This window comes from Citrobacter sp. CRE-46 (assembly GCF_059615875.1).
The window spans coordinates 3669261-3681950 of record NZ_CM184341.1; the positions used below are offsets into that span (position 1 = coordinate 3669261).

Below are 12690 nucleotides of genomic sequence, written 5' to 3' on the forward strand. Positions count from 1 at the left end.
CTAACGCTTATCCGGCCTACAAAATCGTGCAGTTTGTAGGCCGGATAAGACGCTTCGCGTCGCCATCCGGCAATAAGCGATCACGGCTCAAACGGTCTACGTTGAAACTGGTCATGGCCGCATTTCGGGCACAGCGGCAGTACATCCGGGGTGTATACCGCTAAATGGAAGTGGCACTTCTCGCAGACCAGATTGCCCAGGCCAACCACCTCGCCGCTGTGATAAACCCCATGATGGCTAAGATCCTGAAACACTTCGCGCCATTCGAGCTGCGTTTTATCAGTAATATCGGCCAGTTCCTGCCAGATGCTCTCTTTGATAACCCGCATAAAGACGCTGTCACTCTCTTCATCGAGACTCTCTTCATAACTCAACGCAAACTCTTCCAGGTCGCGTCTGACGGCCCGGGTGACCTCTTCCACCTCGGTTCGCGTTAACTCCCCGGTCTGCATAACTCGCTGACGCGCCTGCTCCACCAGCGCATCAATATCGCGTTCGCCGTTACGCAGGCGTTCGCTCAGTGAAGCCACCAGTTCACGGTAATATTGAGCAACCTTGTTCATCACTTCACCTCCTGGGTCGTTAACTGTCTATAATAATAGACGTTATTTACGCTACGCTTTGCAAGACTGTCCACAGAGTGTGTAAATTCGTGCAAGAATTATCCTTGCGGGAATTCAACGCTGAATGCGCGAAAGGCTGTTTTGGCGCGGGCGTTTGGGCTATGCTATGCGGATCTGAAACACCACATCTAGAGCTACGTTTGTAGCTGTATTGAAAACAGGACCACTGGCTGCCATGCAAGAGCAATACCGCCCGGAAGAGATAGAATCCAAAGTACAGCTTCACTGGGATGAGAAGCGCACATTTGAAGTGACCGAAGACGAGAGCAAAGAGAAGTATTACTGCCTGTCTATGCTTCCCTATCCTTCTGGTCGACTACACATGGGCCACGTACGTAACTACACCATCGGTGACGTGATCGCCCGCTACCAGCGTATGCTGGGCAAAAACGTACTGCAGCCCATTGGCTGGGATGCGTTCGGTTTGCCTGCGGAAGGCGCTGCGGTTAAAAACAACACCGCTCCGGCACCGTGGACGTACGACAACATCGCCTACATGAAAAACCAGCTCAAAATGCTGGGCTTTGGTTATGACTGGAGCCGCGAGCTGGCGACCTGCACCCCGGAATACTACCGTTGGGAACAGAAGTTCTTCACCGAGCTGTATAAAAAAGGCCTGGTATATAAGAAAACCTCTGCAGTCAACTGGTGCCCGAACGATCAGACCGTTCTTGCCAACGAGCAGGTTATCGACGGCTGCTGCTGGCGTTGCGATACCAAAGTTGAGCGTAAAGAGATCCCGCAGTGGTTCATTAAAATCACCGCTTACGCTGACGAACTGCTGCGCGATCTGGATAACCTGGATCACTGGCCGGACACCGTTAAGACCATGCAGCGCAACTGGATCGGTCGTTCTGAAGGTGTGGAAATCACCTTCGACGTGAACGGTTACGACAACACGCTGACCGTCTATACCACCCGTCCGGACACCTTTATGGGTGCGACCTACCTGGCCGTTGCCGCAGGTCATCCGCTGGCGCAGAAAGCCGCCGCGAACAATCCTGAACTGGCCGCCTTCATTGACGAATGCCGCAACACCAAGGTTGCTGAAGCCGAAATGGCAACCATGGAGAAAAAAGGCGTCGACACTGGCTTTAAAGCCGTTCACCCGCTGACTGGCGAAGAGATCCCGGTTTGGGCGGCAAACTTTGTCCTGATGGAATACGGCACTGGCGCAGTGATGGCCGTTCCGGGTCACGATCAGCGCGACTACGAATTTGCCACCAAATATGGCCTGACCATCAAGCCGGTCATTCTGACCGCCGAAGGCGCAGAGCCAGATCTGTCGGAACAAGCTCTGACCGAAAAAGGTGTGCTGTTTAACTCCGGTGAGTTCGATGGCCTCGACTTCGAAGCTGCCTTCAACGCCATTGCTGACAAGCTGGTCGCAAAAGGTGTGGGTGAACGTAAAGTTAACTATCGTCTGCGCGACTGGGGCGTTTCCCGTCAGCGTTACTGGGGCGCGCCGATTCCGATGGTGACGCTGGAAGACGGTACCGTGCTGCCGACACCAGAAGATCAACTGCCGGTTATTCTGCCGGAAGACGTGGTCATGGACGGCATCACCAGCCCGATCAAAGCCGATCCTGAGTGGGCGAAAACCACCATTAACGGCATGCCTGCGCTGCGTGAGACCGACACCTTCGATACCTTTATGGAGTCCTCCTGGTACTACGCGCGTTATACCTGCCCGCAGTACAACGAAGGCATGCTGGATCCAGAGGCCGCTAACTACTGGCTGCCAGTTGATATCTACATTGGCGGTATCGAACACGCCATCATGCACCTGCTCTACTTCCGCTTTTTCCATAAGCTGATGCGCGACGCGGGCATGGTGAACTCTGACGAACCGGCTAAACAACTGCTGTGTCAGGGCATGGTGCTGGCTGATGCGTTCTATTACGTCGGCGCTAACGGCGAGCGTAACTGGGTTTCTCCGGTTGATGCCATCGTTGAACGCGACGAAAAAGGTCGTATCGTGAAGGCGAAGGACGCCGAAGGTCATGAACTGGTGTATACCGGCATGAGCAAGATGTCCAAGTCCAAAAACAACGGCATCGACCCGCAGGTGATGGTTGAGCGTTACGGCGCGGACACCGTGCGTCTGTTTATGATGTTCGCCTCTCCGGCTGACATGACCCTGGAATGGCAGGAATCCGGCGTTGAAGGGGCTAACCGCTTCCTGAAACGTGTCTGGAAACTGGTTTACGAGCATACTTCTAAAGGTGATGTTGCTGCCCTGAACGTTGCTGCTCTGAGCGAAGATCAAAAAGCGCTGCGTCGCGACGTACACAAAACTATCGCTAAAGTCACCGATGATATCGGTCGTCGTCAGACCTTTAACACCGCAATTGCGGCGATTATGGAACTGATGAACAAGCTGGCGAAAGCGCCGCAGGAAGACGAGCAGGACCGCGCCCTGATGCAGGAAGCGTTGCTGGCCGTTGTGCGTATGCTTAACCCGTTCACCCCACACGTTTGCTTCACCCTGTGGCAGGCGCTGAAAGGCGAAGGCGATATCGATAACGCACCGTGGCCAGTAGCTGACGAAAGCGCTATGGTTGAAGACTCAACGCTGGTTGTCGTTCAGGTTAACGGTAAAGTACGTGGCAAAATCACCGTTCCGGTAAACGCCACTGAAGAACAGGTTCGTGAACGTGCTGGCCAGGAACACCTGGTGGCAAAATATCTTGATGGCGTTACCGTGCGTAAAGTGATTTACGTACCGGGTAAACTCCTCAATCTGGTCGTTGGCTAAGCGCGGGAGGAAGCGTGCGACTTCTGACAACATTGTTGTTATCTCTGGCGGTGCTGGTCACCGCCGGGTGTGGTTGGCATCTGCGTAGTACTACGCAGGTTCCACCCTCAATGAAAACCATGATCCTGAACTCTGGCGATCCGAATGGCCCATTAAGCCGCGCGGTGCGTAATCAGCTGCGTCTGAACGGCGTTACGCTGCTTGAAGACGGTACCATGCGCAAAGATGTGACGTCCTTACGCCTTGGCGCGGTCAGCATTTCGCAGGATACGGCGTCGGTATTCCAGAATGGTCAAACGGCTGAATACCAGATGGTGATGTCCGTAAGCGCTACCGTACTGATTCCGGGACATGATATTTACCCCATCAGCGCCAAAGTTTATCGTTCGTTCTTTGACAACCCACAGGCTGCACTGGCGAAGGATAACGAGCAGGACATGATCATCAAAGAGATGTACGACAAAGCGGCAGAACAGTTGATTCGTAAGCTGCCAAGCGTACATTTGGCCGATACTCAGTCATCCAGTGTGGATGCTGAGCCAGCAGCGACGAAACCTGCAGCGCCTGCGTCATCTCCGGCGCGTGTTTCCACCACGCTGGGTAACTGATGCTCAAGCTGTACCCTGAACAACTCCGCGCACAGCTCAATGAAGGGCTGCGCGCGGCGTATTTACTACTGGGCAACGATCCCCTTTTATTGCAGGAAAGCCAGGATGCCATCCGTCTGGCTGCCGCAACGCAAGGATTCGAAGAACACCACGCTTTTACTCTGGACACCAGCACCGACTGGGGAGAAATATTTTCACTCTGCCAGGCGATGAGCCTGTTTGCCAGCCGTCAAACGCTACTCCTGCAGTTGCCTGAAAATGGCCCCAATGCCGCCATTAACGAACAACTCGCTTCGCTCGTTACTTTGCTTCATGACGATCTGCTGCTGATTGTTCGCGGCAACAAACTGACTAAGGCGCAGGAAAACGGCGCATGGTATACCGGGCTGGCGAATAACGCGGTTCAGGTTAGCTGCCAGACGCCGGAACAAGCACAGCTTCCACGCTGGGTTGCCGCGAGAGCGAAACTTAACAACCTGCAACTGGATGACGCAGCCAATCAGCTATTATGCTATTGCTATGAAGGTAACCTGTTAGCACTGGCGCAAGCCCTTGAGCGGTTAGCGTTGCTATGGCCTGATGGCAAACTCACGCTACCTCGCGTAGAGAAAGCCGTTAACGATGCCGCGCACTTTACCCCATTCCACTGGGTGGATGCGCTGCTGATGGGCAAAAGCAAGCGCGCGTTGCACATCCTGCAACAGTTACGCCTTGAGGGCAGCGAGCCGGTTATTTTACTGCGTACGATACAGCGCGAATTGCTGTTGCTGGTCAACCTGAAACGGCAGTCGGCCCATACGCCCTTACGCACGTTGTTTGATAAACATCGTGTGTGGCAAAATCGCCGTGGCATGATGGGAGACGCGCTTAACCGGCTAAATCCGGCACAGCTGCGTCAGGCCGTGACGCTGTTAACGCGTACGGAAATTACGCTTAAACAAGACTATGGTCAGTCAGTGTGGGCGGAACTTGAGGGACTTTCCCTTTTGCTCTGCCATAAATCGCTGGCCGATGTTTTTATTGATGGTTGATATGAAATCATTGCAGGCTCTGTTCGGCGGCACCTTTGATCCGGTGCATTATGGTCATCTTAAACCGGTTGAAATTCTGGCTAATCTGATTGGCCTTTCCCGGGTCATCATCATGCCCAATAACGTGCCGCCACATCGCGCGCAACCCGAAGCGTCCGGCGAACAACGTAAGCGCATGGTTGAACTGGCCATTGCTGATAAGCCGCTGTTTTCTCTGGATGAACGCGAACTCAAACGCGATACCGCCTCCTACACCGCGCAAACGCTACAAGAGTGGCGTGAAGAGCAAGGTCCGGACGTGCCGTTAGCGTTTATTATTGGTCAGGACTCGCTGCTAACCTTTCCGTCCTGGCATGACTACGACACGATTTTGGGTAACACGCATCTTATTGTGTGCCGACGCCCGGGCTACCCACTCGAGATGGCGCAGGAAAAGCACCAGCAGTGGCTGGAGGATCATCTGACCCATTCGCCGGAAGACCTGCACAACCTGCCCTGCGGGAAAATTTACCTGGCCGAAACGCCGTGGTTTAACATCTCCGCCACGCTGATCCGCGAGCGCCTGGAAAAAGGGGAGCCGTGCGACGACTTACTGCCGGGCGCTGTGCTTGACTATATCAATCAACAAGGGTTGTACCGCTAAGCGCCTTGCGTAATGCCGCCAGCAGTCGGTTATTCTCTTCCATGCTGCGAACGGCTACGCGATAATAGTGCGTATCCAGCCCCGGATAGTTAGCGCAACTGCGGATCAAAACATGTTGTTCGAGCATGGCGCGTTGCAGATCAACATCCGTCAGATCGCAGCGTAATAAACGATAATTTGCCCGGCCGGGATACACCGTCAGGCCGGACAGCTCTTGCAACTGTAGATCAAACCGCGCGCCCTCTTGCTCCAGCCATTTCCACGTCGCCTGCTGATAGGCGCTATCGCGTAAAATAATCTCGCCTGCAAGGGCAGCAAACGCATTAATTGACCACGGCATTTGTTGGCTACGCATCTGTACAACGGCGTGCTGGTTACTGTTGACCAGATACCCCAAACGCAATCCCGGTATCGCATAGAATTTAGTCAACGAGCGCAGCACCCAAATATGTGGATTCCCGTGCAGCAGCGGGATAAATCCCGGCTCACCGGCAATAAAATCAATAAACGCTTCATCAAGGATCAGATTGATCCCAAGCCGCTCACAACGGGTGGCAATCGCACGTAGCAGGTGGTTATCTGGCAGTAAACCGGTAGGATTGTTAGGCGTACAGAGAAACAGGCAGTCCAGCTCAGAGGTTAACGCATCAAGAATCGCCTCGGTAAGTTGCCAGCCATCCTCTTCACGCAGCGCAAATTCATGAATCGCACACTCCCCCCATTGCAACGCCCGACGATATTCCGCAAATCCGGGCGTAACGATCATCGCATGACGTGGCTTAAGGCCATGCACCAGGGTAAAAATAGACTCGGTCTCGCCGTTTCCAGCCAGGATCCACGAGGCCGGGATCTGATGATGATGCGCCAGCGCCGCATGCAGTTGAGCGTAATCGACATCCGGGTAACGCTCCGCGCAGTCCAGATTGTCGATAATCGCGCGTTTTAAACTTGCCGGCATACCCAGCGGGTTAATATTCGCGCTAAAATCCAGCAATTGTTCAGGCGAGATCCCCAACAATTCGGCGGCTTCTCGGGTATTACCACCATGCGCGCTCTTCAATAAAGACATCGTGCCGCTCCACGTAAAAAAGGGTATTTTAGTGAAAAAACTCTGCGCAATCAGGGCAAACATCATATTTTGTGCGAATAGCTTCACGAGGAAAACATGAGACTCTGGTTAGTACGGCATGGCGAAACCGACGCCAATGTCGCCGGATTATACAGCGGCCACGCCCCCACCTCGCTAACGGAGCGGGGGATCGCACAGGCGCAAACAGTGGGCAAGCTGTTACGCAATCTTTCTGTCGACAATGTTCTTTGCAGCGAACTCGAACGCGCCCGCCATACAACCCGGTTGATCTTAGGCGATCGCGACCTCCCTGTGCGCATTATGCCTGAACTGAATGAGATGTTTTTTGGTGACTGGGAAATGCGCCACCATCGCGATTTAGCGCGCGAAGACGCTGAAAATTACGCCTTATGGTGTAACGACTGGCAGAACGCAACGCCAACGAATGGCGAAGGCTTTCAGGCATTTTCTCAGCGGGTTGAACGCTTCATTGCCCAACTTGCCGATTATAAAGCGTGTCAAAACCTGCTGGTGGTGAGTCATCAGGGCGTGCTGAGCGTGTTGGTCGCCCGCCTGCTGTCCATGCCGGCTGCGGCAATGTGGCATTTCCGCGTCGAACAAGGCTGCTGGAGCGCAATAGATTTATGTGACGATTTCGCGGTTCTGAAAGTGCTTAACAGCCGGGCCGCATGGGACGACGGGGAGTGAATGCGCGTTTTTTTCTGCCGAAGGGCCTCTCTCCCATTGACACCCCCTGACAGGCTGTTATCCTCCGCAACCTGACTTTTCCCGCCCTTCAGAGCTTTGCAGAAATTGTTTTACAAAAATGGCGATGCATTCTGTGGCGTGGGGTGGGATGATAGCGCACTTCAAAAGCGCTTTCGGAGACATTTGTCCCGATATCGCCTCTGGTTCAGGTATACTAACAGACGTTTTTAACTCTTTTCACCCAGGGGGAACACTTGCAGGGTAAAGCACTCCAGGATTTTGTAATCGACAAAATTGATGACCTGAAAGGTCAAGACATCATCGCCTTAGACGTTCAGGGTAAATCCAGTATCACTGATTGCATGATTATCTGCACCGGTACATCCAGCCGTCACGTTATGTCTATCGCAGATCACGTTGTTCAGGAGTCCCGCACTGCCGGCCTGCTGCCGCTCGGCGTGGAAGGCGAGAACGTCGCTGACTGGATCGTCGTTGACCTCGGCGATGTGATTGTCCACGTGATGCAGGAAGAAAGCCGTCGCCTGTATGAACTGGAAAAACTCTGGAGTTAATGCGTGAAGCTGCAACTTGTCGCTGTGGGTACGAAAATGCCTGACTGGGTACAAACCGGATTTACCGAATATCTGCGTCGGTTTCCGAAAGATATGCCCTTTGAGCTGATCGAAATCCCGGCAGGAAAACGCGGCAAGAACGCGGACATTAAACGCATTCTCGACAAAGAGGGTGAGCAGATGCTGGCCGCCGCAGGCAAAAACCGCATCGTCACCCTTGATATTCCGGGCAAACCCTGGGACACGCCGCAACTGGCGACCGAACTGGAGCGCTGGAAACTGGACGGTCGTGACGTCAGTCTGCTGATCGGCGGGCCGGAAGGTCTTTCTCCCGCCTGTAAAGCCGCGGCGGAACAAAGCTGGTCACTCTCTGCATTAACCCTACCTCACCCTCTTGTTCGGGTTCTGGTCGCAGAGAGTCTGTACAGGGCGTGGAGCATTACCACCAACCATCCTTATCACCGTGAGTGATCATTGATTCTTGAGTAGATTAAGCAGCGGATGAAACTACAGAATTCTTTTCGCGACTATTCGGCTGAGTCCGCGCTGTTTGTGCGCCGGGCGCTGGTCGCTTTTTTGGGGATTTTGCTGCTGACCGGCGTGCTGATCGCCAACCTGTATAATCTGCAAATCGTTCGCTTTACTGATTATCAGACCCGTTCGAACGAAAACCGCATTAAACTGGTACCCATTCCTCCCAGTCGCGGCATTATTTATGACCGTAACGGAATTCCGCTTGCCCTTAACCGCACCATTTATCAGATTGAAATGATGCCGGAGAAGGTAGATAACATTCAGGATACGCTCGACGCGCTGCGCAACGTCGTAGACCTGACGGATGACGATATTGCCGCGTTTAAAAAAGAGCGCGCCCGTTCACACCGCTTCACCTCTATTCCGGTAAAAACCAACCTGACGGAAGTTCAGGTCGCACGGTTTGCCGTAAATCAATATCGCTTCCCTGGCGTTGAAGTTAAAGGCTATAAACGCCGCTATTACCCTTACGGTTCCGCCCTGACCCACGTGATTGGCTACGTATCGAAGATCAACGATAAAGACGTGGACCGCCTGGACAAAGACGGCAAACTGGCTAACTACGCTGCGACGCATGATATTGGTAAGCTCGGTATTGAACGTTACTATGAAGACGTACTGCATGGGCAGACCGGCTATGAAGAAGTTGAAGTCAACAACCGCGGTCGTGTCATTCGTCAGTTGAAAGAGGTCGCGCCGCAGGCAGGGCATGATATTTACCTCACGTTGGATTTGAAGCTCCAGCAGTATATTGAAACGCTGCTGGCAGGTAGCCGCGCCGCCGTGGTGGTCACCGACCCGCGTACCGGTGGCGTTCTGGCGCTGGTCTCCATGCCAAGCTACGACCCGAACCTGTTTGTGGATGGCATCTCCAGTAAAGATTACTCCGGGTTGCTCAATGATCCGAATACCCCATTAGTTAATCGCGCCACGCAAGGCGTTTATCCTCCGGCGTCGACGGTTAAGCCTTACGTGGCGGTTTCTGCATTAAGCGCGGGCGTCATCACCCGCAATACCGGTCTGTTCGATCCGGGCTGGTGGCAGTTACCCGGCTCTGAGAAACGTTACCGCGACTGGAAAAAATGGGGTCACGGCCACCTGAACATTACCCGCTCTCTGGAAGAGTCCGCGGATACGTTTTTCTATCAAATCGCCTATGATATGGGGATAGACCGGCTTTCCGAGTGGATGAGCAAGTTTGGCTATGGCCAATATACGGGTATTGATCTTGCCGAAGAACGTTCCGGGAACATGCCAACCCGTGAATGGAAGCAAAAACGGTTTAAAAAACCATGGTACCAGGGTGATACCATTCCGGTCGGCATCGGTCAGGGTTACTGGACGGCAACCCCTATCCAGATGAGTAAAGCGCTGATGATCCTTATCAACGACGGTTTGGTAAAAGTCCCGCATCTGCTGATGAGCACGGCAGAAAATGGCAAGCAAGTGCCATGGGTTCAGCCGCACGAACCGCCCGTTGGCGATATTCATTCCGGTTACTGGGAAATCGCCAAAGACGGTATGTACGGTGTCGCTAACCGCCCTAACGGGACTGCACATAAATATTTCGCTGGCGCGCCTTACAAAATTGCGGCGAAATCCGGTACCGCACAGGTCTTTGGCCTGAAAGCGAATGAAACCTATAACGCGCATAAGATCGCCGAACGTTTACGTGACCACAAGTTAATGACGGCCTTCGCACCCTATGATAAACCCCAGGTCGCTGTCGCCATGATCCTTGAAAACGGCGGCGCGGGTCCGGCTGTAGGGACGATTATGCGCCAGATCCTTGACCACATTATGTTGGGCGACAACAACACCAATCTGCCTGCGGAAAACCCAGCGGTTGCAGCAGCTGAGGACCAATAATCGTGACGGATAATCCGAACAAAAAAACATTTTGGGACAAAATCCACATCGATCCCACAATGTTGCTTATTTTGCTGGCTCTGCTGGTCTACAGCTCGCTGGTCATCTGGAGCGCCAGCGGCCAGGATATTGGCATGATGGAGCGTAAGGTCGGCCAGATCGCGATGGGTCTGGTCATCATGGTGGTGATGGCGCAAATTCCCCCCAGGGTTTATGAAGGTTGGGCGCCCTATCTCTATATCTTCTGTATCATTCTGTTGGTGGCGGTTGACGCCTTCGGCGCTATTTCCAAAGGCGCCCAGCGCTGGCTGGATTTGGGTATCGTGCGCTTTCAGCCTTCTGAAATCGCCAAGATTGCCGTACCGCTGATGGTCGCGCGCTTCATCAACCGCGACGTCTGCCCGCCATCGCTAAAAAATACCGCGATTGCGCTGGTGCTGATTTTTATGCCCACGCTTCTGGTTGCCGCTCAGCCTGACCTCGGCACCTCAATTCTGGTTGCCCTTTCTGGTCTGTTTGTCCTGTTCCTTTCCGGTTTAAGCTGGCGTTTAATCGGTGTGGCAGTAGTTTTAGTCGCCGCGTTTATTCCGATACTGTGGTTCTTCCTGATGCATGACTACCAGCGTCAGCGCGTCATGATGTTACTTGATCCAGAAACCGATCCGCTGGGCGCGGGCTATCACATTATTCAGTCTAAAATTGCTATTGGTTCCGGCGGATTACGCGGTAAAGGCTGGCTGCACGGTACGCAGTCGCAGCTTGAGTTTTTACCCGAACGCCACACTGACTTTATCTTCGCCGTCTTAGCGGAAGAGCTGGGCCTGGTGGGGATCCTGATTTTGCTGACGCTGTACATTTTGCTGATTATGCGCGGGTTGTGGATCGCTGCTCGCGCACAAACCACCTTTGGTCGCGTCATGGCGGGTGGTTTAATGTTGATATTATTCGTTTATGTCTTCGTAAATATTGGTATGGTGAGCGGTATTCTACCTGTGGTTGGGGTTCCACTCCCATTGGTCAGTTACGGAGGCTCGGCACTGATCGTGCTGATGGCCGGGTTCGGGATTGTTATGTCGATCCACACCCATAGAAAAATGTTGTCGAAAAGCGTGTAAGGGGTACGCAATGCGTAAGCAGTGGCTTGGTATCTGCATCGCAGCAGGAATGCTCGCGGCGTGTTCGAATGATGATGGTCAGCAACAGGTTGCTGTCGCGCCGCAGCCTGCGGTGTGTAATGGTCCGATTGTTGAAATCAGCGGGGCCGATCCGCGCTTTGAACCCCTGAACCCAACGGCGAATCAGGACTACCAGCGTGATGGTAAGAGCTACAAAATAGTCCAGGATCCCTCCCGCTTTAGCCAGGCTGGGCTTGCCGCTATTTATGATGCGGAGCCTGGAAGCAATTTAACCGCGTCTGGTGAAGCGTTTGACCCAATGCAGTTGACCGCTGCGCACCCGACGCTGCCGATCCCAAGCTATGCCAGAATCACCAACCTGGCAAACGGCAGGATGATCGTCGTACGCATTAACGATCGCGGCCCTTATGGCAACGATCGCGTCATTTCACTTTCACGTGCCGCCGCAGATCGACTGAACACGTCTAACAACACCAAAGTGCGTATCGACCCTATCATCGTCGCGCAGGATGGTTCATTATCCGGCCCGGGAATGGCCTGCACAACTGTGGCGAAACAAACCTATGCCCTGCCGGCTCGTCCTGATTTAAGCGGTGGCGGCGCGATGTCTTCCGCACCGGATGCGGGTCAGGCGCAAAACGATATCCGCCCTATCAGTAATTCCACGCTGAAAAGCGAGGATACCAGCGGTGCGCCGGTCAACAGCAGTGGTTTCCTCGGCGCGCCGACAACGCTTGCTGCCGGTGTACTTGAAGGCAGCGAACCCACGCCTGCGACACAGCCTGTAACCGCCGCTCCCGCAGCGTCAACTGCCCCGGTATCCGCGCCAGCGACCGTTACCGCGCCAGCCGCTACGGCCAACGGACGCTATGTCGTTCAGGTCGGTGCCGTTAGCGATCAAACCCGTGCGCAGCAGTATCAAAAGCGCTTAAGTCAGCAGTTTGGCGTCCCTGGACGGGTAGTGCAAAACGGCGCGGTATGGCGTATTCAGATGGGGCCATTCGCCAGTAAAACTGAAGCCTCTTCATTGCAGCAGCGTCTTCAATCCGAGGCGCAATTACAGTCCTTCATCACCGGCATGTAATAACGTAAACCGGGTATCTGAATTGTCAATTTCCGTAAATGACATTAACAAAGTC

12 protein-coding genes are annotated in these 12690 nt (G+C 53.7%); 10 read left to right on the forward strand and 2 right to left on the reverse strand.

What is annotated here, in order from left to right; genetic code table 11:
• Nucleotides 1-80: 80 nt before the first annotated feature.
• A complete protein-coding gene (locus AC534G_RS18070) occupies nucleotides 81-563 on the reverse strand; it encodes a zinc ribbon-containing protein (RefSeq protein ID WP_110498574.1) in 483 nt (160 codons plus the stop codon).
• A gap of 235 nt (nucleotides 564-798) precedes the next feature.
• On the opposite strand from AC534G_RS18070, the gene leuS reads away from it, so the two are divergent.
• From leuS to nadD, 4 genes are read left to right on the forward strand one after another with little or no spacing between them, the layout of a single operon-like run.
• Complete coding sequence (leuS, locus tag AC534G_RS18075) at nucleotides 799-3381, forward strand: leucine--tRNA ligase (protein WP_110498575.1); 2583 nt, start codon at nucleotides 799-801, stop codon at nucleotides 3379-3381.
• Nucleotides 3382-3395: 14 nt separating this feature from the next.
• Nucleotides 3396-3989, forward strand: a complete 594-nt coding sequence (gene lptE / locus AC534G_RS18080; RefSeq protein ID WP_038638758.1) for an LPS assembly lipoprotein LptE — start codon at nucleotides 3396-3398, stop codon at nucleotides 3987-3989.
• Nucleotides 3989-5020: a DNA polymerase III subunit delta gene (gene holA / locus AC534G_RS18085; RefSeq protein WP_038638754.1), complete on the forward strand. Its 1032-nt coding sequence runs from the start codon at nucleotides 3989-3991 to the stop codon at nucleotides 5018-5020. Before lptE ends, holA begins: the two co-directional genes overlap by 1 nt.
• A 1-nt stretch (nucleotide 5021) precedes the next feature.
• A complete protein-coding gene (gene nadD, locus AC534G_RS18090; protein WP_087857163.1) occupies nucleotides 5022-5663 on the forward strand; it encodes a nicotinate-nucleotide adenylyltransferase in 642 nt (213 codons plus the stop codon).
• On the opposite strand, the gene cobD is transcribed toward nadD, so the two are convergent.
• On the reverse strand, nucleotides 5638-6732 hold the full coding sequence (gene cobD, locus AC534G_RS18095; RefSeq protein WP_110498844.1) for a threonine-phosphate decarboxylase CobD: 1095 nt from the start codon (nucleotides 6730-6732) through the stop codon (nucleotides 5638-5640). The two genes, nadD and cobD, sit on opposite strands and share 26 nt — an antisense overlap.
• 96 nt (nucleotides 6733-6828) lie before the next feature.
• On the opposite strand from cobD, the gene AC534G_RS18100 reads away from it, so the two are divergent.
• The 6 genes from AC534G_RS18100 (at nucleotide 6829) to rlpA (ending at nucleotide 12635) form a co-directional block, all read left to right on the forward strand.
• Nucleotides 6829-7440: an adenosylcobalamin/alpha-ribazole phosphatase gene (locus tag AC534G_RS18100; RefSeq protein ID WP_110498576.1), complete on the forward strand. Its 612-nt coding sequence runs from the start codon at nucleotides 6829-6831 to the stop codon at nucleotides 7438-7440.
• 254 nt (nucleotides 7441-7694) lie between these two features.
• Nucleotides 7695-8012: a ribosome silencing factor gene (gene rsfS / locus AC534G_RS18105; RefSeq protein ID WP_003022728.1), complete on the forward strand. Its 318-nt coding sequence runs from the start codon at nucleotides 7695-7697 to the stop codon at nucleotides 8010-8012.
• Nucleotides 8013-8015: 3 nt separating this feature from the next.
• Nucleotides 8016-8483 carry a 23S rRNA (pseudouridine(1915)-N(3))-methyltransferase RlmH gene (rlmH, locus tag AC534G_RS18110; RefSeq protein WP_003022725.1) on the forward strand — a complete coding sequence of 156 codons (468 nt, stop codon included), beginning with the start codon at nucleotides 8016-8018 and terminating at the stop codon, nucleotides 8481-8483.
• Nucleotides 8484-8513: 30 nt separating this feature from the next.
• Nucleotides 8514-10415: a peptidoglycan DD-transpeptidase MrdA gene (gene mrdA, locus AC534G_RS18115; protein ID WP_006685528.1), complete on the forward strand. Its 1902-nt coding sequence runs from the start codon at nucleotides 8514-8516 to the stop codon at nucleotides 10413-10415.
• Between the two features lie 2 nt (nucleotides 10416-10417).
• The gene (gene mrdB, locus AC534G_RS18120; RefSeq protein ID WP_006685529.1) at nucleotides 10418-11530 is read left to right on the forward strand and encodes a peptidoglycan glycosyltransferase MrdB; all 1113 of its coding nucleotides are present in this window, start codon (nucleotides 10418-10420) and stop codon (nucleotides 11528-11530) included.
• A 10-nt stretch (nucleotides 11531-11540) separates the two neighbouring features.
• Entirely contained in the window at nucleotides 11541-12635 is a 1095-nt protein-coding gene (gene rlpA / locus AC534G_RS18125; RefSeq protein ID WP_038638749.1) for an endolytic peptidoglycan transglycosylase RlpA, read from the forward strand.
• The last annotated feature ends 55 nt before the right edge of the window (nucleotides 12636-12690 follow it).